The organism is Flavobacterium sp. LC2016-01 (assembly GCF_009711135.1).
Classification (GTDB): domain Bacteria; phylum Bacteroidota; class Bacteroidia; order Flavobacteriales; family Flavobacteriaceae; genus Flavobacterium.
The window spans coordinates 53,218-73,965 of sequence record NZ_WMIC01000014.1; the positions used below are offsets into that span (position 1 = coordinate 53,218).

General features: G+C 32.2%; 22 protein-coding genes and 1 other RNA gene. 8 read left to right on the plus strand and 15 right to left on the minus strand.

Annotation, left to right across the window (positions count from 1 at the left end):
* Positions 1-197 precede the first annotated feature (197 nt).
* Both kdsB and GKZ88_RS21760 read right to left on the minus strand, forming a co-directional pair.
* The gene (kdsB, locus tag GKZ88_RS21755) at positions 198-932 is read right to left on the minus strand and encodes a 3-deoxy-manno-octulosonate cytidylyltransferase (RefSeq protein WP_155104408.1); all 735 of its coding nucleotides are present in this window, start codon (positions 930-932) and stop codon (positions 198-200) included.
* A 212-nt stretch (positions 933-1,144) separates the two neighbouring features.
* Complete coding sequence (locus GKZ88_RS21760) at positions 1,145-1,957, minus strand: class I SAM-dependent methyltransferase (protein ID WP_155104409.1); 813 nt, start codon at positions 1,955-1,957, stop codon at positions 1,145-1,147.
* Positions 1,958-2,382: 425 nt separating this feature from the next.
* Between GKZ88_RS21760 and GKZ88_RS21765 the strand changes: the two genes are divergently transcribed.
* Complete coding sequence (locus GKZ88_RS21765; protein WP_155104410.1) at positions 2,383-3,711, plus strand: PQQ-binding-like beta-propeller repeat protein; 1,329 nt, start codon at positions 2,383-2,385, stop codon at positions 3,709-3,711.
* A gap of 3 nt (positions 3,712-3,714) precedes the next feature.
* Here the strand turns inward: GKZ88_RS21765 and ygiD are convergent, their stop codons facing one another.
* The gene (gene ygiD / locus GKZ88_RS21770; RefSeq protein WP_155104411.1) at positions 3,715-4,545 is read right to left on the minus strand and encodes a 4,5-DOPA dioxygenase extradiol; all 831 of its coding nucleotides are present in this window, start codon (positions 4,543-4,545) and stop codon (positions 3,715-3,717) included.
* Between the two features lie 233 nt (positions 4,546-4,778).
* The gene (locus GKZ88_RS21775; protein WP_155104412.1) at positions 4,779-6,188 is read right to left on the minus strand and encodes an AAA family ATPase; all 1,410 of its coding nucleotides are present in this window, start codon (positions 6,186-6,188) and stop codon (positions 4,779-4,781) included.
* 423 nt (positions 6,189-6,611) lie between these two features.
* Here GKZ88_RS21775 and GKZ88_RS21780 point away from each other — a divergent pair, with 423 nt between their 5' ends.
* Both GKZ88_RS21780 and GKZ88_RS21785 read left to right on the plus strand, forming a co-directional pair.
* Positions 6,612-7,433 (plus strand): DUF3822 family protein, encoded by an 822-nt coding sequence (locus GKZ88_RS21780; RefSeq protein WP_155104413.1) that lies wholly within the window; start codon positions 6,612-6,614, stop codon positions 7,431-7,433.
* On the plus strand, positions 7,430-8,035 hold the full coding sequence (locus GKZ88_RS21785; RefSeq protein ID WP_155104414.1) for an RsmD family RNA methyltransferase: 606 nt from the start codon (positions 7,430-7,432) through the stop codon (positions 8,033-8,035). Before GKZ88_RS21780 ends, GKZ88_RS21785 begins: the two co-directional genes overlap by 4 nt.
* A gap of 61 nt (positions 8,036-8,096) precedes the next feature.
* Here the strand turns inward: GKZ88_RS21785 and GKZ88_RS21790 are convergent, their stop codons facing one another.
* Both GKZ88_RS21790 and GKZ88_RS21795 read right to left on the minus strand, forming a co-directional pair.
* Positions 8,097-8,741 (minus strand): hypothetical protein, encoded by a 645-nt coding sequence (locus tag GKZ88_RS21790; protein ID WP_155104415.1) that lies wholly within the window; start codon positions 8,739-8,741, stop codon positions 8,097-8,099.
* A gap of 97 nt (positions 8,742-8,838) precedes the next feature.
* A complete protein-coding gene (locus tag GKZ88_RS21795) occupies positions 8,839-10,938 on the minus strand; it encodes an outer membrane beta-barrel family protein (protein WP_155104416.1) in 2,100 nt (699 codons plus the stop codon).
* 149 nt (positions 10,939-11,087) lie between these two features.
* Here GKZ88_RS21795 and GKZ88_RS21800 point away from each other — a divergent pair, with 149 nt between their 5' ends.
* Both GKZ88_RS21800 and GKZ88_RS21805 read left to right on the plus strand, forming a co-directional pair.
* The gene (locus GKZ88_RS21800) at positions 11,088-12,446 is read left to right on the plus strand and encodes a HAMP domain-containing sensor histidine kinase (protein WP_155104417.1); all 1,359 of its coding nucleotides are present in this window, start codon (positions 11,088-11,090) and stop codon (positions 12,444-12,446) included.
* A gap of 10 nt (positions 12,447-12,456) precedes the next feature.
* Positions 12,457-13,146 carry a response regulator transcription factor gene (locus GKZ88_RS21805; protein ID WP_155104418.1) on the plus strand — a complete coding sequence of 230 codons (690 nt, stop codon included), beginning with the start codon at positions 12,457-12,459 and terminating at the stop codon, positions 13,144-13,146.
* A gap of 31 nt (positions 13,147-13,177) precedes the next feature.
* Here the strand turns inward: GKZ88_RS21805 and GKZ88_RS21810 are convergent, their stop codons facing one another.
* Positions 13,178-13,723 (minus strand): hypothetical protein, encoded by a 546-nt coding sequence (locus GKZ88_RS21810; protein ID WP_155104419.1) that lies wholly within the window; start codon positions 13,721-13,723, stop codon positions 13,178-13,180.
* Between the two features lie 181 nt (positions 13,724-13,904).
* Here GKZ88_RS21810 and GKZ88_RS21815 point away from each other — a divergent pair, with 181 nt between their 5' ends.
* Complete coding sequence (locus GKZ88_RS21815; RefSeq protein ID WP_133526935.1) at positions 13,905-14,099, plus strand: hypothetical protein; 195 nt, start codon at positions 13,905-13,907, stop codon at positions 14,097-14,099.
* A gap of 85 nt (positions 14,100-14,184) precedes the next feature.
* On the opposite strand, the gene GKZ88_RS21820 is transcribed toward GKZ88_RS21815, so the two are convergent.
* Complete coding sequence (locus tag GKZ88_RS21820) at positions 14,185-15,435, minus strand: cation:dicarboxylase symporter family transporter (protein WP_155104420.1); 1,251 nt, start codon at positions 15,433-15,435, stop codon at positions 14,185-14,187.
* Between the two features lie 31 nt (positions 15,436-15,466).
* Positions 15,467-15,787: RNase P RNA component class A (gene rnpB / locus GKZ88_RS21825), an RNA gene on the minus strand.
* A gap of 104 nt (positions 15,788-15,891) precedes the next feature.
* On the opposite strand from rnpB, the gene GKZ88_RS21830 reads away from it, so the two are divergent.
* Both GKZ88_RS21830 and GKZ88_RS21835 read left to right on the plus strand, forming a co-directional pair.
* Complete coding sequence (locus tag GKZ88_RS21830; protein WP_155104421.1) at positions 15,892-16,407, plus strand: hypothetical protein; 516 nt, start codon at positions 15,892-15,894, stop codon at positions 16,405-16,407.
* Between the two features lie 116 nt (positions 16,408-16,523).
* Entirely contained in the window at positions 16,524-16,817 is a 294-nt protein-coding gene (locus GKZ88_RS21835) for a hypothetical protein (protein ID WP_155104422.1), read from the plus strand.
* A gap of 313 nt (positions 16,818-17,130) precedes the next feature.
* On the opposite strand, the gene GKZ88_RS21840 is transcribed toward GKZ88_RS21835, so the two are convergent.
* The 6 genes from GKZ88_RS21840 to GKZ88_RS21865 all read right to left on the minus strand — a co-directional run bounded on the left by GKZ88_RS21840 (position 17,131) and on the right by GKZ88_RS21865 (position 20,724).
* Positions 17,131-17,502: a LysM peptidoglycan-binding domain-containing protein gene (locus GKZ88_RS21840; protein ID WP_155104423.1), complete on the minus strand. Its 372-nt coding sequence runs from the start codon at positions 17,500-17,502 to the stop codon at positions 17,131-17,133.
* A gap of 6 nt (positions 17,503-17,508) precedes the next feature.
* The gene (locus GKZ88_RS21845) at positions 17,509-17,985 is read right to left on the minus strand and encodes a BON domain-containing protein (protein ID WP_155104424.1); all 477 of its coding nucleotides are present in this window, start codon (positions 17,983-17,985) and stop codon (positions 17,509-17,511) included.
* Between the two features lie 161 nt (positions 17,986-18,146).
* Positions 18,147-18,626 (minus strand): cupin domain-containing protein, encoded by a 480-nt coding sequence (locus GKZ88_RS21850; RefSeq protein WP_155104425.1) that lies wholly within the window; start codon positions 18,624-18,626, stop codon positions 18,147-18,149.
* A gap of 318 nt (positions 18,627-18,944) precedes the next feature.
* Positions 18,945-19,394 carry a nuclear transport factor 2 family protein gene (locus tag GKZ88_RS21855; RefSeq protein ID WP_155104426.1) on the minus strand — a complete coding sequence of 150 codons (450 nt, stop codon included), beginning with the start codon at positions 19,392-19,394 and terminating at the stop codon, positions 18,945-18,947.
* Between the two features lie 21 nt (positions 19,395-19,415).
* Positions 19,416-19,895, minus strand: a complete 480-nt coding sequence (locus GKZ88_RS21860) for a hypothetical protein (protein WP_155104427.1) — start codon at positions 19,893-19,895, stop codon at positions 19,416-19,418.
* Between the two features lie 34 nt (positions 19,896-19,929).
* Complete coding sequence (locus GKZ88_RS21865) at positions 19,930-20,724, minus strand: peptidase (protein ID WP_155104428.1); 795 nt, start codon at positions 20,722-20,724, stop codon at positions 19,930-19,932.
* Between the last annotated feature and the right edge of the window lie 24 nt (positions 20,725-20,748).

Below are 20,748 nucleotides of genomic sequence, written 5' to 3' on the forward strand. Positions count from 1 at the left end.
TTTAGAAAGTTTTAGATAAAAGAAAAAGCTCCAATATTTTTGGAGCTTTTCTTTTTTTTGTCATCCTGAGCGAAGTCGAAGGCGCTCCAATTGGAACGCGGGCTTCGACTTCGCTCAGCCTGACAGATGTAAAAAATCCGTCTAAATCAGCGCTTTCGCGATAGCGAATCCGTTTTATCCGCGTTCAATTTAACAGACTAGATATCCTTCAGCATCATTCTCGCCTTCTCTAAATCCTCAGCAGTATCAATCCCAATTCCAACATGCGTTGTTTCCACCATTTTAATACGTTTTCCGAACTCCAAATAACGAAGTTGTTCTAACTTCTCAGAAGCTTCTAAAGATTTCATTGGAAGACTGTAAAAATCTAATAAAGCCTGTTTTCTAAAAGCATAAATTCCGATGTGCTGAAAATAACGAACGCCAACGTCCTTATCTCTCGGATATGGAATTACAGATCTTGAAAAATACAACGCAAATTGTGATTGATCCACCACAACTTTTACATTATTTGGATTATTGATTTCGTCTTCATCTGTGATTTCACGCATTAATGAAGCCAAATCAATTTTCTTTTCTGCATCATTTTTAAAAACAGACAAAACCTGCTCTAAAGGTCTGGCTTCTGTAAAAGGTTCGTCGCCTTGTACATTTACCACAATATCAACATCAAGATTAGCAACAGCTTCTGCGATTCGGTCGCTTCCTGATTCATGTTCTTTGATACTCATAATTGCTTTTCCCCCATTGGAAACAATTTCATCAAAAATCAAATCTGAATCGGTTACAACAAAAACATCGTCAAATAAATTTGTTGCTACTGAAGCTTCGTACGTTCTTAAAATTACTGTTTTGCCTCCCAAATCCTGCATTAGTTTTGCTGGAAAACGTGTTGAAGCATATCTGGCTGGAATTACTGCTATTATTTTCATTCTTATATTTTACTGAGTTTAAAAAACTCAAAATTTAGTAATTTAATTTTCACTGGTTTTAAGTGTTTGCAAATATGCAAAAATTACTTTTAAATTTTCTGTTTTCTATTTCTGTAAAGGATGAAAATCATGTTCAAGAATTTTCTGTCTACTAGCAAACAATACATTGATTATTATGAACAACTTTCAGGTTTTATTATTAAGACAAAAAATTAAACCAAAACGGTAACACGAAGATAAGTTGCGGGAATTGATGTAGAATTTTCGTCATTACTTTTGTTTTGGCTATTAACTAATCCTTCAAGTTTAGCATACAAATCCGAAGTTTTCCCATTTTGTTCAGCAGCTTCAAAAGCATTCATAGTTGGACCATAGTAATTTTTTAATCGATTTAGCCACTCCGAAGGTGGGAATGCTGCTTTAAATGTAAAGGTATCTCTCTCAAAAGAAATATTTTCTTTAGAAACACCCGCATTTGTGAATCTTTCGATTACGTTATCCTCAATACCCCAAAGCATTGGGCTTACAAAACCTTCAGGAGGCGGTGGTGTAAATTCAGCACTAACTTTCAAGATTTGTGCAATCAACGTTGGATCTCCCGGTATCCAATTGCCCATAATAATTTTGCCTCCAGGTCGTGTGACACGAACCATTTCTTTAGCAACATCAAAAGGTTTTGGAGCAAACATTGCTCCAAAAATGCTCATCGTAACATCGTAAGATTGATTTTTCAATTCATTCAAATCGGTTGCGTCACCTTCTTTAAATACAATATTATCCAATCCTTCCTTTTTTGCTCGAAGATTGCCGGCTTCCACTAAATTTCTTGCTATATCAACACCTAAAACATTGGCTCCTAATTTTGCTGAAGGTATTGCGGTAGTACCATCGCCACAGCCGAGATCTAAAACGTTGCTATTTTCTTTAATTCCAATTTTGGCAACCAATTCCGCTCCACTTTCTCTCATAGATTCTGCAACGCGCGTAAAATCGCCTTTTTCCCATAATGCTTTGTTTGGATTCATCTTAGTTTTATCAGTGATTATAGTGCTGATGCCGCACTCTTACTTAATTTGTAAACATCTTCTATCATTTTTTAAATTATCACCAGTTAATCACAAAAGGCATTTAAAAAACTAATTAAAAAGAACACATAAACCAAATAACCAACTGATAAACAATTACTTATACAAAATAAACAAATTTACATGAAACATTTTACTATCACACCAAATTTATTTTTTAAACAAATTGTGTAGATTATAACTCGTAGACCATTATCACATAAACGGAAAACGATTGGAAAACTTTGACGAGTTCTTTCCCTATTTCCATATAAAAACAAATACACTATTCATAAAGAGCCGTCTAAAATATTTTTATAACATTTTCATTAAAGCATTGCTATTTACTTTCTTAGAATCTTTTTACTTTTATGTAAAAAAAAAAAATGAAAAGAACTTTTACTTCTATCCTGCTCTATTTCTTTTTAATTTTTACTTCCAATACTTTTTCTCAGAATAAAACCATCAACGCATTTACAAATCGAATTTTTGATGGAAAAGGTTATCAACCATTAGCTGAATTAAAATGGAAATTTAAAACTGAAGGAAAAATCTTTTCCTCGCCAATTATTAAAAACGGAGCAATTTATATCGGAAGTGAGGACGGTTTTTTATACTGCATCAATGAAAAATCAGGAAACATCAACTGGAAATTTAAAACCAATGGCGCAGTTCACAGTTCGGCCAGTTTAGATAATAATATTGTTTATTTTGGAAGTTTCGACGGGTATTATTATGCCGTAAATGCAACAACCGGAAAAGAAATCTGGAAGTTTAAAACCAAAGGTGAGCATTGGTACAGAGAAATCGGAATGTGGGGAATGAAACCAAACGACATGCTGATGAACGATTTATGGGATTTTTATTTGTCATCGCCTGTTATTTACAAAGATAAAAATAATGCTTTAGTAATTTTTGGAAGCAGTGATGGAAACATGTATGCTGTCGACTCAAAAAATGGTACTTTAAAATGGAATTTCAAAACCAATGAACCAATTCACAGTACTCCTGTTATCGAAAAAGAGAATTTGTATTTTGGAGGTTGGGATGGAAATTTCTATGCTTTAGATTGCAAAACAGGAAAAGAGAAATGGCACTTTTCAACTGAAGTAAAAACTGGATTTAAAGGTATTCAGGCTTCTGCTGTTGTTGCAGATGGGTTAGTTTATTTTGGGGCCAGAGATCCTTTTTTATTTGCGCTTAACGCAGAAACCGGAAAATTAGTATGGAAATACAATGCCGAGAATTCCTGGATTTTGAGTTCGGCTGTTGTTCAAAACAATACGCTTTACGTTGGAACTTCTGACACTTATGCTTTATTAGCACTTGATTCAAAAACCGGACAGGAAAAGTACCGATTTAAAGGAAACGGATATATTTATTCTTCGCCTGCAATATCAGGAAACACGGCTTATTTTGGTGATTTTAGCGGTAATTTTTTTGCTTTAAACTTGCTTTCAAACGGAAAAGAATCAGATTTTGTTAGTACTGAAAACAGAAAAAAATATGCTCCTGAAATTCTCAATAACAATCTTCTTGATTTTGGATACGCTTCCAAACAAGCCGATTTATCTGTTTATGCCGAAAACCAAAAAATAATGGATGCGTTTTACAAATTAGGTCCAATTGTTTCATCGCCATTCATAAACAACAATACCATTTATTTTGGAAGTGCAGATGGTTATTTATATGCCTATAACTTAAAAAGACAATAAAACTTACATTATTTTAACCGAAGTCATACTCAAAGAACCTGCTAATAATTTGTCATTAAATAAGCTTAATTCTTCTGACTTTTCTTTTAAACCTAAAGTATATAATAATGGTAAATAATGATCCGGAGTTGGGATTGCAATTTGAACTGCCTTGTTCATTTTTTCGAAATCAATTAAAGGCTGAAAATTTCCGTCTAACAAATAATTATTTACAGTTTCTCTGGCTTCAATTGCCCAGTCGAAACCGTAATTGTCTTTGTCAAAATTTCTAAAATCAACCAAACGAAGATTATGCACAATATTCCCGCTTCCGACAATTAAAACGCCTTTATGTCGCAATGATTGAAGTTTCTGAGCCAATTCAAAATGATATTGACCTGATTTTGTATAATCAATACTTAACTGAATTACCGGAACATCAGCATTTGGATATAAATGCTTGATTACACTCCATGCGCCATGATCCAAACCCCAATGTTCGTCTAATTCGACCATAACAGGATCTAAAATTTTCTGGGTTTCAACTGCTAATTCAGGGCTTCCTTTTGCAGGATACTGCACATCAAAAAGTGCCTGCGGAAAACCTCCGAAATCATGAATCGTTCTTGGCATTTCCATCGAAGTTACTTTTGTTCCTTTGGTAAACCAGTGCGCCGAAATACACAAAATAGCATTTGGCTGTGGCAACGTTTTAGCCAATTCACGAAAACCAGCTACAAACTGATTTTCTTCAATAGCATTCATCGGACTGCCGTGTCCTAAAAACAAAACCGGCATTTTATCAGTATTCGAAAACGTAGACGAAATCGAATGTAAGTCGTTTAGTGTTGTCATTGTTCTTTATTTTTTTGCCACAGATTAAAAGAATTAAAAGATTTCTTAAAATGCGTTTAATTTTTTTCTCGCAGATTTTGCAGATTTAAAAAGATTTTTTTTAGACTTTCCAAACAGCAATCAGCATAATCTGCAAAATCTGCGTGAGACAAAAAAACGAGCGTTTATACTTCTTTGCAAAAAATCTGTGAGAATCATTTTATCCCGATAGCTATCGGGAGTGGCTAATAAAACTATTCCTCAAAACTCTCGTCTTTAAATCCTATCAAATATAACTTATTTTTGGCACGCGTCATAGCCGTGTACAGCCATCTGATGTAATCGCGGTCAATTCCGTTTGGCAAATAAGGCTGTTCTATAAAAACCGTATCCCATTGTCCTCCCTGCGATTTGTGGCACGTAATCGCGTACGAGAATTTAACTTGTAACCCGTTAAAATATTCGTTTTCTTTTACCTTTTGAAACCTCTTATATTTTGTTGGTTCATCTTCATAATCTTTCATTACTTCTTCGTACAAACGATTTGATTCTTCGTAAGTTAAAGACGGAGATTCGCTTTTTATAGTATCCAAAAGCAAAACCGTTTCAAAAGGTTTTTGATTTGGATAATCGACCATTCTGATTTTTACTTTCGCAAAAGTAAACCCATATAATTCTTTGATTCCGAACATTTCCAGCACTTCAATAATATCTCCGTTGGCAATAAATCCGGCCTCATCTGTTTCCTTAAGCCAGAAATAATTATTCTTCACCACCATCAAAAAATCGCCAACAGAAAGTTCGCTTTCTTTAAATAAAATTCGGGTTCTAATTTGTTCGTTATATTGATTTGCTCTTTTATTTGAACGAACAATAAACGCCGTGTCTTCAATACTGTAATTGCTGTAAGCAGTATTTATAGCGTCCTGAATATCGTAACCATCCGTTAATCGAACAATGTCTTTGAACTTTTTTACATTGAACTTAAACTCAGTTATAAAACTTTCTTTCAGTAATTCACGAAGTTCTGTCGCGTTGAACAAAATCCCTGAACTTTCTTCCTGACGCATTACTTCATCTAATTCAATATGCTCAATTTCTTTATCATAATGAACCCCCAAAGTCTGAATATCAAGAGCTGGTGAAATATCTAAATTTACTGGAGGCAGCTGCGCAGTATCTCCTAAAAGAATCATTTTACAGTTACTTCCAGAATATACATAATTAATCAAATCGTCAAGAAGCGAACCGCTGTCTAATGAACTGTCTGAAATCATCGAAGCTTCATCGACGATAAAAATGGTGTTTTTATGTTTGTTTACTTGTTTCGTAAAAGCCACGCCTCCTCCCGATGACTTTTTAGGAAAATAAATTTTCTTGTGAATTGTAAAAGCAGCAGTATTAGAATAATTCGAAATCACTTTTGCCGCACGTCCTGTTGGCGCCAGCAAAACAAACTTTTTATTGATCTCTCCAAGATTATTTACAATAGTCGAAATCACGGTTGTTTTTCCTGTTCCGGCATATCCTTTCAATACAAAAATGGTATCGTTTTGAGGTTCGGTCAAAAAAATAGCAATTTTTTGAAAAAATATATCTTGTTTGTAAGTAGGTGCAAAAGGGAATCTTTTTTGTAAAACGCTGTAAAACAATGTTGAATTCATAGGGTGAAATTGTCATACAAAGTTCGTCTTTTTTAATCGCAATTTCAACTTTAAATGATTTAAACCATATAAGTGATATAAGTTCATTAAAAAGGTTATGAGGTTAAAGATATTGACGCAGATGAAACGGATTCGCTATAGCGAAGACACGGATTTTGACGGATTTTTTAATTCTTAAAACTAAATCGTTTTTTTCAGCGTTTTCGCTATAGCGAATCCGTTTCATCTGCGTATAATTTAATCTCAAACACAAATTAACTTATATATTTTAAAAAAAATAATAGTACCATAACGTCTTCCTAACTTTTCTTTAAAATTGTTTTTTGAAATTGCAATTATTATTGTTCCTTTTTAATTTGTAAGTTTGTGGTCGCCTTAAATTCTTTCTTGATTAAAAAACAGGTAACGAATTGTAAATCAATTATGTCATTGCAAAATACTAACATTACTTCCAAAAATTACAAAAAGCTTTCCATTCAGGTTTCCCTGACAGGATTTTCATTTTGTTGTTTTGATACTTTAAATAATATTATCACTTCATACAAAGAAATAAAGTTTGACATTTCAAACAAAAGCACAAAAATTGAAGATCTTTTTACCGAAGCTTTTAAGAATAATCCGCCTTTAAAAGATACTTATGATGAAGTAATGGTTATTCATACCAACAATCTGTCGACTTTTGTTCCAACGGCTTTGTTTGATGAAGAATATCTAGGAAGTTATCTGCAATACAACACAAAAGTTTTTGAAACCGACTTTTTTACTTTTGATGAAATCACCAATTATCAAATGAATTCTGTTTACATTCCGTATGTGAATATCAATAATTTTTTGATTGATAATGTTGGTTCTTTTGACTACAAACATGCGAACAGTATTTTGGTCGAAAAAATACTGGACAATTCAAGAAACAATGACGAAAAGAAAATGGTTGTCAATTTTAATCCTGGCCAGTTTGAAGTTATTGTGGTTCAGAATCAAAAACTGCTTTTTTTCAATTCTTTTGAATATCAAACCCCTGAAGATTTCATATATTACCTACTATTTACTGCCGAACAGTCGAACTTAAATCCGGAGATTTTTCCACTCGAATTATTGGGCACGATAGACAAAAACGATCCGTTTTATGCCATTGCGTATAAATACATTCGTAATATATCCTTCATGGATGTAAGCACTTTACAGCAAAAAAACAGCTTCTCTTTAACAGAAAATCAAAAACATTATATCTTATTTCAATCATGAGAATCATTTCAGGAAAACACAAAGGCCGCCGAATTTTTCCACCAAAAAACCTTCCTGTTAGACCCACAACTGATATGAGCAAAGAAGCATTGTTTAATGTTTTGAACAATCATTTTAGTTTTGACAGCTTAAAGGTTTTAGATTTATTTTCGGGAACCGGAAACATCAGTTATGAATTTGCTTCACGCGGAAGCGCACCAATTACCTCTGTAGATGGTGATTTTGGATGCGTAAAATTTATCAAACAGGTTTCATCAGAATATGATTTTGATATTGCAGCCACTAAAAGTGATGTTTTTAAATTTTTGGAAAACTGCAAAACTTCCTACGACATTGTTTTTGCCGATCCGCCTTACGGATTAGATCAGGCAACTTTTGAAAAAATAGTACTGACCGTTTTTGAAAAAGATTTGCTTCACGAAGACGGAATGATGATTATCGAACATTCGAAATACACAAAACTGGATCATTTAAGTAATTTTTCTTTTCAGAAGAGTTACGGAGGTTCTTTTTTCAGTTTCTTCGAATTAAATTCAACTGATGATGACGAAGAACTTCCTGGAGATTCTCCAATAAAAATTACAGAAGAAGACGAAGGTTAATTTCCTTCTTTTAAATTAATAAAAATTCCCATCAAATGACGGGAATTTTTTCTTTCTAGTTCTAAAATTTCTTCTTTTTCAAATTAAAATAATAGTTAATTCCAAAACCAATAGTCCATTTTGTATCAACTCGATTGGCGTTCGGACTTAATTTATTTAATGGTTTTCCGAGATCGACATTCTGAAAATCTAAAATAAGACTCATTGAATCTGAATATTCATCGGTAAAATTAAAAGTATAACCAATTCCAATACCAAAAGACTGACTCCATTCTTTTGCAATTTCCATTTTACTCGAAGTAAAATTGCCATTAGTATACGTATATGAATTTTTATGCGCTTCGATAGTTGAAATAGAATACTTTGGAAGAATTTCGAAATAAGAAACTAATTCGTTGCCTAGAATAATTTTTGGGCAAAAACTAAAATTAACCGCAGATGCCGATCTTGAAATTTCAGCAATCATTACATTATTGGCATCAAGTTTACTGCTGGATTCCAGAGTCCCAAGCAAACCGCTGATTTCAATTTCAGGTTTTACATATTTGCTCACATTGAATTCAGCTCCAGATCTTAAACTTAAAAAGCCTCTATTTTCGAAATCAGAGTGTATATAAAGGCTACCGCCAACAAAAGGTTTCACAATCTGGGCATTAGCAAAAACAAAACTCAATAAAAACAAAACAACAAATACTCTTTTTCTCATATTCTTTTTTAGATTTCTATTCTTTTAATTACAAGCTAAAGAACGTTACTTTTTTTCAAAATCTATAAGAATAAGCTTAAAAAAATAATTTCAGTTCTTATCGAACTCTACTTTCATTTTCATTAATATTTTTTTCTTTGAACTGGCTTTCTTTTATTTTTCCGAAAGAATATTTAATAGCAATCGAAACTTCATGAGCATCAACTACATATCTCGCTTTTGAACTGATATCATTGATCACAAATTGTTCCTGGTAAATTGTATTTCTAAAAATGTCATTGTAATTTAAAGTGTAATTCCAATTTTTAAAGGTTTTAGAAAGTGACATATCCATAATAAAATTGGCATTATTCTCGAGAATACCTTTGTTTTGTTTTGTCGCACCCCACCATCCAACAGCAAATCGATAACCTTTTGGCAATTTGAATTCGTTATTTGAGTAATAATATACATATGGTTTTGAAGATAAAAACACAGCAGATGAATCTTCAACTTTTTCAAGAGTAAAAATTACAGAATTGGTCGTTGTCCAAAATTTATATGTAAAAGGAAGCTCAAAATCCAAATTAAAACCTGATGATTTGTCTAAATTAACTTCTCTTAAAGTCATAATATTTTGTTCTTTATCATAAATAAAACTACTATAAACCGGATTTTTACATTGATAAAAACTGAACTTAACGGACTTATCTTGATATTGATAAGTTGATGAAATTTCATTCATAAAAGTGGGATCCAAATTGATATTACTTCCATATAAAAAATACGGGTTGATATAAGTTGCTCTGTTACTTAATGAGGAATAATTGGGTCTGATAATACTTTTGGCATAATTAAAACTAATGTTTTTAGTGCTGTCAATAGCAAATGAAAATTGTGCTTTCGGAAAAAGATTGGTATAATTTTTATCTACTAAAGACGAGAGATCTGTTTTAAATTTTGCGTTTACGTTAGTGTTTTCAATTCTGAGTCCAACTGAAAAATCAATTTTTTTAATCTTTCCGGAAAGTTGTGTGTACGAAGCCAGATTTTCTTCCTTAAAATCATAATTCGAAACTGTACGTTCTTGCTTTTCAAAGTCAAAAACATTAAAATCTGATTTTGATTTAGCTTGTAAATATAGCGCACCATATTCTAGATTCATATTATTCTTAAATTTCGTTTCAAAATCAATTCGGCCCGAAAAAACATCAACATTAAATTTATGATTACGATCTTGCGTCAATTCAAACGCAGTCTGATTGAAATTGTTTTCAACTAAACTCCAAACAGACTGATTTAAATTTAAATATTGAAAGCCAGTAAAAACCTGTGTATCAATAGATTTTATTTTCTTTGAATAATTTAAAAATGCGTTTGCAAAATTCTTTCGGCTGTCATTATCGCTATACGTAACAACATGATTTTCTTCATCTTTATTTTTATTATCTGTGGTCGTATGGATGGGAAAAACATCGGTTTGTATTTTACTGTTTATATTAAACGAAAAATAATCTTCTTCATTAATTTTGTAGAACAAACCGCCTCCAAAAACAAATTGCTTTCTTTTTGTATTGGCCGAAACATCATATTTAGAAGAGATATCGGCATTTGGGATTTGATAATCAATGCTATGACTTTCCCAAGGATTCAAACGGTTGTAATTAAAATTGGCTTTCCATTCAATTTTGTTTTTTTTGAAATTGGAGTAAAATCCTAAGTAATTATTAAAGTTCTTTTTAAAAGAAGCTGTTTCAGAAATTTCAGTTCGAAAACTATCTTTTTTGCTTAGTTTTCGAGTGATTAAAATAACCGCTCGTCCTTCAGCTTCATATTTAGCAGATGGATTCTGAATAATTTCAATGGTTTTAATATCGGCGACAGCCAAAGCATTCAAATCGTTCATCGTAACTTTTTGGTTATCGATATAAATGAGCGGATTTCCTTTTCCGACAACCGAAATACTTTCGCGATCTGAACTGACTTGTACTGCTGGCATTTTTGCAAGCAGATCAATTGGATTTGGAATTGAATTGTAAATTGAATTGGCAATATCAATCTTAATGTTTCCATTTGAATTTGTAAAAGTCTTTTTCTTTTGACTTATTACAACCTCGTTCAAATGAGTTGAAGTCGAATCTTTTGGCGTTTCATTTTGCGCTTTTGCTAAAAATGAAAACAAAAAAAGCATAATTAAGATGAGAATTTTTAGAGGCATATAAAAAACAATTTTTGGATTATTTTGATTTGTGAAAGTGCAAAAGTGGTTCTAAAAAAAAGTTCTGAAGGTTAATTGTAGGTTAATGCGCGGTTAATGGCTTTTTTGTTTTATAAAAGCATTATTTTTGAAACAGATTTAAGATTTGTATGAAACAAAAAATCAATTTATTAATCGCTTTTTCAGTCGTAGCACTTATTGTGTTGACGACCGTACAATGCTATTTGGTAAAAACGGCCTACGATTATAAAGTAGCCGAATTTCATACTCAAATCAAAAATGAAATTGCTCAGATCACAAACAATTACAGTGATATTGATTCGGTTTTAGTTGCTAAAAAAGAAGCACTTTACAAGGATTTATCAGAAAAATACATTCAGGGAAAAAACAATAAAACAGATGTCAAAAAAGGCATTTTAGGAAATGATTATCAAGATATTTTAACGCAGAGAATCAAGCTTAAATTTGAAAGAGATCTTCCAAATTTCAAAATTGATTTTGCCATTGTATTAAACAAATTCATTTTATATAAAAACGCAAAAAAAGCCGATACCATTTTCTCTGAAAAACCTTTTATTCAAAACAGATTGTACGGAAATCTGGTTTCATTAAATCATGCTTTTTTGGTTCGGAATTATGTTGGAACTACAAATGGGACTTTTGAAAATCAAAACTATAATTTGCTGACCGAAGATTCGATGTATGTTTCGGTAATTGATTGGGAAATGATTATTTTAAGGCGAATGACCTTTATTCTGATTTTGTCTTTATTTTCGATTGCAACGCTTATCAGTCTTTTTGTAATTGCAATTAAAGCCTTGATTAAACAGAAAAAAGTAAGCGATGTCAAAACTGATTTTATCAATAATATTACGCACGAACTCAAAACGCCATTGGCAACTTTGGGTATTTCGACAAAAATTTTAGAACAGAAAAACATTCGTGACAACGACGAAAATTTCAAATCAATTGTCAATACCATTTCGCGCCAGAACAATCGTCTTCAAAGTTTGATTGATCAGGTTATGGCAAATTCTTTGGCAGAAAATGAATTAGAACTGCAAAAAGAGAAAATCCAAACCGAAGATTTTCTTCTTTCAATTGTAGACGATTTTAAAATTGCTTTTCCTAAAATCGACATAAAAACCGATTTTCAAACGACGAAAACGATTTTAGCTTTAGACAAATTTCATTTAACAACTGCATTTTTAAATGTTCTTGAAAATGCTGTAAAATACGGTTCCAATCAAATTACAGTTAAAACACGAATCGTTGAAAATCAATTTGCTGTAAGTTTTGAAGATGATGGAATTGGCATTGAAAAAAACAAGCAATCACTTCTTTTTGAAAAATTTTACCGTGTACAGCAAGGAAACCTACACAATACAAAAGGTTTAGGTTTGGGTCTTTATTATGTAAATCAAATTGTAAAAGCGCATCAGGGCTCTGTTAATGTTGTGAGCGATTTAGGAAAAGGAACTCAGTTTACTATTTTATTAAAAGTTTAATTCCCTTATTTTGAAAAAATTACTTTTAGCCGAAGACGATTTTGATTTTTCTGCAATTTTAAAACAATATTTAGAATTGCATGGATTTGAAGTAATCTGGGCAGAAAATGGCGAAATAGCTTTAGACTATTTTAAAAACCAGTCTTTTGATATTTGTGTTTTTGATGTAATGATGCCCGTTTTGGACGGATTTTCATTGGCTGAAAAAATAATTACAATCAATCCCGAGATTCCTTTTATTTTTTTAACTGCAAGAAAGTTAAAAGAAGACAAAATCATAGGTTTAAAACTTGGTGCCGACGATTATATTGTCAAACCTTTTGAAGTTGATGAACTGGTTTTGCGTTTGCAGAATATTTTGAAGAGAATCGAACAAAAAAGAAGTTTAGACGGAAATAATATCATTGAAATTGGTTCGTATGTTTTTGACAATGAAAGATTAACCCTCAACAATAAAAATCACGTGCAGCAGCTTACAGAAATGGAAGCCTCTCTTATAGAGTATCTGTATCTAAATCATAATCAGTTATTAAAAAGAGATCAGATATTAATGTCGGTATGGAAAAAAGACGATTATTTCTCTGGCCGAAGCATGGATGTTTTTATCAGCAGGCTTAGAAAATATTTTAATTCAGATCCGAAAATCAAAATAGAAAGTGTTCGTAATATTGGCTTAGAATTTAAAATAGAAAAACCTTGATAAATCAAGGTTTTTCTATTTTTTTTTAGAATTATTTTCCAATTACCCATCCTAAACAAAAGTTAGCAATAGGTGTAAAGTCAGTATCATATTTGTCGACATATACTCCAGCTCCAATGTGCAAATCGATATTCAATTTTCCTTTATAAGTTCGCTGGATTCCCCAAACTGGACCTATCGCAAAAGAAGGAACCTCTTCATTAAACCATTTATTTGTCGAAATTGATTGAAAATAATAATTGGCATTCAAAGCAATAAAATTTCCAGAATTAAATGCGGTTCTTTTTCCTTTGGTTGCTCTTTTTTCTAAATTATAATAATGACGCAATTGTTCTGTAATTCTTGGTGTAAAATACCAAGTAGATTCATCGTACCAGCTATTATGGCGATAACCCGTTACTATACTTGCCTCAGAATATAAAGTGTTTTTTGCAGAAAAGCCATGCTCATATACAAAACCCGGCAATAGTATTACATTGATTTTAAATTGATTTTTAGCAACTGAAACTGGGGCATCATCTTGCGCATGAACATTAAATGCAGCAAGAAGCAACATCAAAAAGTAAATTTTCTTCATATTATGGTTTATCAATTAGTGTGCGTAAAAATACTATTTAAACAACACGAAGCTCTTAAAAACAAAATTATTTTCTTACAAAATCTTTCCTTGGAATCATATAATTTATGTAAGTAATTGTATAACAACATTTAACCATTACAGCAATAAATTTGTTATAGAACTTTTAAATCTAATTATCATGAACCTAAAAAGATTATTCGGCGGATTATTGACAATTCTCGGAATTATAGGACTTATTTATACTGCCGTGATTTTTGCCGGCACAAGTGGAGGAACAAGAGATGTAAAATCCTTAATTATTTACGGAATTTTAGGAATCGTATTTTTTATGTCAGGAATCAGTTTGGTTCGAACTACAAAAGACGAGTCGTAATTTTAAGTAGCAAAGAGACAAAGTTACAAAGTGACAAAGTTTTAAATCCTTTGCACCTTTGTCTCTTTGTAACTTTATCAAAAAACTATTCCTCTGAAACTGAACTCAAATTCAGTTCTGTAAAATCTCTTTCTGTTTTTGAAATTATAATGGTTGCGACAGTATTTCCAATTAAGTTGGTAATCGCTCTGGCTTCGCTCATAAATTTATCAACGCCTAATAAAAAAGCTAATCCTTCAACAGGAATTTTATGAAGCGCTGTTAAAGTAGAGGCCAAAACAATAAAACCGCTTCCGGTTACGCCCGCTGCTCCTTTTGAAGTAATCATCAAAATCCCGATAACACTTAAGATTTCAAAAAAGCTTAAATGCACATCGTACAATTGCGCAATAAACAATACCGACATGGAGAGATAAATCGAAGTTCCGTCGAGATTAAAAGAATAACCCGTTGGAATCACCAATCCCACAACCGATTTGCTGCAGCCCATTTTTTCCAGTTTTACCATTATACTTGGCAAAGCTGCTTCAGAAGATGAAGTTCCGAGAACCAGTAAAAGCTCTTCTTTAATATATCTTAAAATTGAAAAAATGCTGATTTTATAGTATTTCAGAATACTTCCTAAAACTAAAAAGACAAACAAAGCCATTGTCAAATAAACGCAGAGCATTAATTTCCCGAGCGGAATCAAAGTTGCCAATCCAAATTTTCCTATTGTATATGCCATTCCTCCAAAAGCACCAATTGGAGCCAGATACATTACATATTTTAAACCCGTAAAAACAACTTTAGAAACTCGTTCCAAAACTAAAATCGTCTGTTCCCTTTTTTGATAAAAATTCAAAGCAATACCGCATACAATTGCAGCCAATAAAACCTGTAAAGTAAAATTCGATAAAAAGAACTGCAGCCACGAAAAATGTTCTGCTGCGCCTTTTGTAAACTGACTTGCATCGCCAATCGCTAATCCTGCTTTATCAATTTTTCCGGGCTTAAAAACATAAGCTACCGTAACACCAATTGCTAGCGCAACTGTCGAAACAACCTCAAAATAAGCTAAAGCTTTTACGCCAATTCGGCCTACTTTTTTAAGATTTCCCATTCCGGAAATTCCTAAAACAATAGTCAGAAAAATAATTGGGCCAATAAAAATCGAAATAAGCTGAATAAACTTCTTTCCTAGAAATTCCATTTTCACGCCATTTTCAGGTGAAAAATGTCCGAGCAAAACACCCGCAATAATTGAAATTAAAACCCAAAAAGTAAGATTTGTAATAACCGAATGAAAAAAGCTTTTCTTGGTTTTTGAAGAAGGATTTGGAGCGGGAATATTCATGAAAGTTTGTTAGATAGTTTCACAAATATATAAAAAAAGCAGACCTATAAGCCGGATTCTGTTCTTGTTATTACTAACAATACCTTATCATTTATCTAGATCCCGAATTGCTTCGGGACTCAAGCTACCTACCCTTCAACAACGGACGAGAAGCCCTTAAATGCTGATATACTTGGTATTTCACCGCATAGAGTTTACCTGGTTTCACTACAGCATTACCTGTACATACTTTCTGTTGCACTTGTCCTTGCCTTATTTCTAAGACCGACGGGTGTTACCCGCTATGCTTCTCTATGGTGTCCGGACTTTCCTCCCTCCCGATAAACGGAACGACGATAAGGCGGTCTGCGGTGCAAAAGTAACACTTTATGAATGAAGAATTCCTAAAAATATGCTATTTTCGATTCCTGAAAAACTTATCATCAAAAATTCAACCACTTAACTATCTAATTCAAATTGAAAAAATTTTTAACTGTCATTTTAGCCATTATAGTCTTTTTATATTTTTCTGTTCAGCTCTTTAACATCTATCACGAGAATCATTTATTAGATAATGAAGCAGTTCTCAACATATACCCTAATCTTCCAGATGATAAAGTTGATGAATTCTTTTTATTACCAAAAGGTACTTATGACAGTAAAAAGCATTCTATAATTTATAGCTTTATAAAAGCTGATAATTACCAATTAGATTACTACTATAATTTACCGGAGTACAATTATGATAATTTAAAAAATATAAACTGTAACGAAAGTTTTTCCAAAGAAAAGCATGTTCGTTTTCAGAGAAATGAAATAATTGACGATGGAATTCTATATGTGCGTTTATTAAATCATAAACAGAATGGATTTGATAGGGGAAATGATTCTAGATCAACTCTAGCGATCAGAAAGTTAGCAATAAGTTTTACATTCGGGAAAATAAATAGCACCTTGGTAAATAGTGACGGAGCAATTAGATATTGTGATTAGATTCTTGATAGAATTATAAACAGGAGTCAGTTTTAACTGTTTTTAGATATTTTATTATAACTTTTTAATTTTAAAATAGTTATCTTTAAAATCCATAATTTTTAAATTCAGTTATCATGAAAAGAATGTATCATTACGCAACTGTTTCAAAGGCTTTAGATCAATTGAATGAGAAAGGATTTACGTGCGATTTTAATCGAAATGCTGAGATGATTAAAAAAAATCCTGAGAAATTTGAAATTGTTCATGTGTATCGATACGAGGGGGATTCAGATCCAGGCGATGAGGCAGTTGTATACGGAATTAAGTCCGTTAACGGAAAAAAAGGAGTTTATGTAGCGGGTTTTTCTGCCGATTCAGATCAGGAAACAGCACAATTTTTGTTTAATTTAAGTATTAGGGGAAGGTAGTTTTTTTTAGGAGCTGATCCCGCTATCCGTTTCAAACGAAGTTCACTGAACTCCGATTAAAATAAGAATTAAGTGAAGTAATCTTTTATGGCGAACCCCGCCACAAAAGGATTTTCACTTCTATCGGGGCTAGGGCACTCGGTTCCATAAGAAAATTGTTTTTTCATTTAAAAAAACACCATGTATGTCAGTCTGAGCGAAGTCGAAGATCTTTTTAGTTCGAGAATGTTTCGACTTCACTCAGCGTGACATAAAATTAATGATTAGAAAAAACTTAGAATCTCAGAATCTTAGAGTCTTAGTATCTTAAGAATTATTCTGTCGGTATTTTCAATTTCCAACCAGGCTGAATTAAATCGGGGTTAGAAATAATATCTTTATTGGCTTCAAAAATATCTTGCCAAGAAACTCCATATGCTTTTCCGATCTTAGAAAGCGAATCCCCAACTTCAACCGTATATTCTCTAGAAACCCGTTCTTCAACTTCAATATTCATCACCACATCTGCAGATCTATAATCAGGATCAATTTCTCCATAAGCATTCCAAAGCTTTTCTTTCTCTGATGCCGATTTTACTTTACCATCAATATATAATACATTGTCTTGTTCTCTTACCTGTAAATCTGTTGTTCCTAACTGAGAAGCCAGATCAGTCAATTCTTTATATTTATCTTGTAAACTCATAACAATTTATTTAATAGTTAATTTGTTATCAACTTTTTTGGGTTTCAGTTCCTGGACACTTTGAATTAAAGGCTGTAACTGCTCTTTTTTAATTACTCCAGATAGCGTTACAACACCGCCTACCACAGTGGCACTCACACCATCATATGCTTTTATAACTTTACCCACCGATTTATCCAGATCATTATCCGGATTAATTACTACAGCTGCTGCTGCAGGTTCTACATTAGGTTTCGGAATCTGACAATTATTTACAACCGATTTAACCCCTTCAACTGATTTAACAGCACGTTCAATATTCTTTTTGAAAGCTTCATCATCACAAGTTCCTTCAATTGTCGCCACACCTTCATGCACAGTAACATGTACTCCAGGCGTATTCAATTTTTCACTAATTTCTTTCTCTAAATCGGCATCCTTTGGACTGCAAGACAGTAAAGAAACGGCAAGTCCCATACCCAATAAAATTGATTGAATCTTCATAACGCTATATTTAATAATTAACTACCTAAAATTAAACAGATTAAGCGCTAAAACTTTATACGATATGATTACGATTTTTATATTTTTTCCAGTTCTTTTTTTTTATTATTGTTAAGTGAGACCGAAGCTGGAAATTAGCCTTGAAGTTGAGAACAAAAACATTAATCCAAATAATCTGGCGGAAACATCTGTTGTCCGTATTTTTCAAAAATAGAGTTTATTTTTTCTTTCTTTTCAACTTCTGAATCTGAAGAATTCGTTTCCATATAACTTGAAATTTCTTCAAACAAATCATCTAATCCAGCGGGACTAACTGTGCATAATAATTTTGCAGGCTCACTGCTCAGATTTTTAAAGCCATGAATAATGCCGCCTTTCGGAATATTGACAAAACTATTTTTCTTGGCAACATAAATCCCTAATTCTGATTTAAAAGTAACCTCGCCTTCTAATACAAAAAAAGTCTCTGTGAAATCAGCATGCGCGTGAGGTGGCGGTCCAGCACCAGGTGGCACCGACATTTCGATTACAGCATATTCGCCATTAGTTTCTTTTCCCGAAATGACAATACGGTAATTCCCTCCTGCAATGTTCAGTTTATGCCCTTGAGTTTCGTCGACGGTTATGATTGGATTTTTCATTTTAGTCCTTTTTGCTTTTCGATTCTAAAGTTATATTAAATACTCAAAACAGAAAATTAAAACAAGCATCTGAACAATCAATATATTGCTAGATTGAATAAAATCAAGCCTCTTTTTATTTTTAAAATAAAAATGAACATTCAATGCCAATGGCAAGGCAATCAATAAAAAAACATACAAAAACAGCATCACTATTGATCGCAGGAAAAAAACTTTCTGAATAAAGAATAACAAAAAACAATACATAAATTCCAAAACAAGCAGTACTGCAAAGTTTTTTGATTTAACTCTTATTTTATCTATCTCGCCCATTTTAAACTATTCATGCTGTGTCACATCATTATACTGCCAAAGCACATTTATAATTTTCCATTCGCCATTTTCCTTCACAATATGCATGTAATCAATCCATGCATCAGCAAGTAATTTAACCGAAGCTGTTCTTGCAGAAACATCCAGTAACTTGATTTCTTTCCTTGGATTTTTAGGAAATTTATCACCTTTAACATTATAGGTTTCAGCCAAAATAATCATATTTTCAGCAAAGAACTCTGATATATAATCTTTTTGAGCAACTTTATTTCTAAAAACTGACCTCTTTACCATTCTCGGATGCAGTGCACTTTCCATCAATTTTGGATTTAGAGTATGCTGTGCTTCAATATAGGCCAGAGCAACACGTTTAATATCTAAGGAATCCTGCTTAGTTTGTGCCTGAATTTTAAACGAACAAAATATAATTATAACGAGTATTAAATATTCTTTCATGTAAAATGGGTTTAGATTTTATTATTTAAAGCGTTCCAAAACTGTTATTAATTCTTCCAATTCAGACATTGGAACTTTTACCACTGATTCTATTTTAGTTTCTTCAGAAGCAATGATCAAAATCCCTTCATTATCTTCTTCGTAACCAATTGGAGCAAAGGAATATTTAGGATTTTTGATTAGTGTTTCTTTTTTCCCATCTTTAAACCATCCGTAATTTGCTTCATAGATCACTTTATTTTCTAGTATTTGAATAGTTTCTTCACCATAAGTATTCCATAAAGCAATTCTAGCCATATAAAATCCTATTAGTGAAAATATTCCAATTCCAATAAAGTAACCAATGTGCAAACCGCCACCGCTCGCAATTCCAGAAATTGCTCCGCCAATTGGAAAAATGAAAAAGGAAAAAGCCAACACGAACATTATTATTCTAACTAAAAATGGAGATTTTTTTACTTTGAGGTTTAATGTATTGTTTGCGAAATTGTATTGTTGCATATAAGTGATTTGATTTTATATTTTTATAAACTAACTAGCTTCCAAGTTTTCCATAACGCTGTTGTTCAGAAAAATACAGAATAATTTTCTTTCCGTTTTTCTTATAAGGATAAAATAATTCGTAATAGCCGTTATGAGAACTATAGCGTAATTCATCATTTCCTTTTTCAAAAACACTTTTCAAATAATCTCTTTCTTCTTTAGTAGTTTGATAAATATATTCTTGTTTTTGTGGATGAATGGAATCTTTCGAACGCCCTTCATAATAATCAGTAAAGCCTAAATAAACTTGAGAACCTTTGAGCGAATCTTTTACAATCACAGTAACATTAGGGAAATTCTCATCTGTTTTGGATAAAATATCCAAAATATCAGCAGTTTCTTTGATGTAGCTTTCAGAAAAACTATAGTTTACCAACTTATCGCTATTTACTTTATTAACCGAAATAATTGATTCAGCCGATTTAATCAGTCGCTCTTCTTTTTTGGCAGTAGTTAAATAATCTCCGCCAAATAAAATTATAGCGATCAAAGGGAAAATTAAAATCAAAGTCAAAAATTTCAATCTATTTGATTTAGCATTTACTGCATCAAGATTATGTCTTTCAGCAATTCTGGTCAAATTAAACATTAAATTGATAATCAGAGAACCCACCATCAAAGCAAGAATTCCTAAAATACTCAGATAAAATGTTTCAGTCATATTCTCTTTAAACACTTTTAACCCAAAAACCTGTATTGTAATAAAAGTAAATACCCAATACACTAATAAGAGTATAGACGTAATCCCGATAATATTGCTTAATCTAACGATTTGTTTTGCGTTCATGAAGTATCAAATTAATGTTTTAGT